2 protein-coding genes are annotated in these 1509 nt (G+C 57.3%); both read left to right on the forward strand.

Annotated elements, in window-relative coordinates; genetic code table 11:
* A partial coding sequence (locus E1J61_RS38005; protein ID WP_207951324.1) for a hypothetical protein occupies positions 1-183 on the forward strand: 183 nt, incomplete at its 5' end.
* Between the two features lie 381 nt (positions 184-564).
* The coding region (locus tag E1J61_RS37115; RefSeq protein ID WP_207951325.1) for a helix-turn-helix domain-containing protein at positions 565-1509 on the forward strand (945 nt) is incomplete at its 3' end.

Below are 1509 nucleotides of genomic sequence, written 5' to 3' on the forward strand. Positions count from 1 at the left end.
TCACTGCCGCAAGCCGTAGATCGTGCCTCCGAAGAGGGCGCCAATTTTGCCGGCGTCGCGAAGGCGCTGAGATTTCTGCTGGATGGTGAACTCGCAATCTCCCTACTGCTGCTCGAATTCGCGTTGATACTGCTCGTTGTTTGGGTAGCCGATCGATGGGGGCGTGGAGGCAAGCGAACCTAAGGTCAGCTAATTTGTAAGGCTTCAACGCAAAACTGCGCCGCGCCCCTTCCGGGGCCGCGCAGCCTTGGTACTGGGTGGTGGCGAATCAGGGATTCAGACTACGGCCTGCTACATGTGAGGAACCCGAATCAGTTGGACTGCCATGACGAGAAGCGCGAATTTCCTGGACTGCAGAGTGGGCTCTTGCCGACCCTGCGCCGCCGTTCTGATCCACCGATGTGGACCTTCGCGGTCACTCGGTCACGCAGTAAGGGTTACACCCTATCGCTTGTTCCTATGCGGCAACAGGCGATGCACCGCGTAGAATCTCGCATGCGCAACGCCGTTGCCTTCAGCCGCCCAATCCGGGGCGGGCGATTTCACCCATTCTTTGGACCTATCGTGACGGACGAACTTCTGACCGCGCTCCGATACAAGAGTGAAGGCACTGACATCGACTTCAAGTCCGCTCAGTACCGCTTCATCGGCGGCAGCGACGAGGACAAAGCGGAGATGCTTAAAGATATCCTAGCGATAGCCAATGCCTGGCGCGATGGACCAGGCTACATCTTGCTTGGCTTTAGAGATCAGCGTCCGCACCCTGCTGCTGTCGTGGGCATATCTGAAAGCATTGACGATGCCAAGGTACAGCAGTTCGTACACGGCAAAGTTAAGCCGAAGTTGACCTTCAAGTACGAAGAGCACCTGCATGAGGGTAAAACCGTTGGTGTCATCACGATTCCAAAGCAGAAGCGCCCCTTCTACTTGGCACACGCATACGGAAAGCTGAAGAGTAACGTCGTGTACGTGCGCCGCGGAAGCAGCACGGACGAGGCCGAGCCCCCGGAGATTGCCGCCATGGTGCTGGCCGACGCCAGACGTGGAGACTTGCGCTTGGACCTGTCGGTACTCGCTCCCAATAACGAGGAGCTGAACGCCACCTTTGAGTTGAACTACCTGCAGTTCCCGGAGGAGCTACCTGACTACGAAAGTCCACGAAGAGAGACCGGCCTGTTTGGGCACCAGATCGCCGTGCCATCAATCTGGCGCGACAATAGGGACTTCTGGAGGGAGTATGCAGAATACGTCCGTGTGCAAGCCGCGCTCATCGAGATGAAGTTCATACTCCACAACCGGTCGGCAGTGCAGCTATCGAACGCGAAGCTTGAGGTCTCGGTGGAGCCGCTCGACGGGCAAGATTTCCAGATGATATCTGGGGCCGACCTGCCAGATGAACCAGAGAGCCAATGGAGTTCTCTCCGCGGAGTTCATAGCTTACCTGAACTCTTAGATCGGCGGAATGCGCAACTGGTCGTGGACAATAGCGGCCTTTCACCCATCTGTCAC

Source organism: Cupriavidus sp. L7L, assembly GCF_004353535.1.
Classification (GTDB): domain Bacteria; phylum Pseudomonadota; class Gammaproteobacteria; order Burkholderiales; family Burkholderiaceae; genus Cupriavidus; species Cupriavidus oxalaticus_A.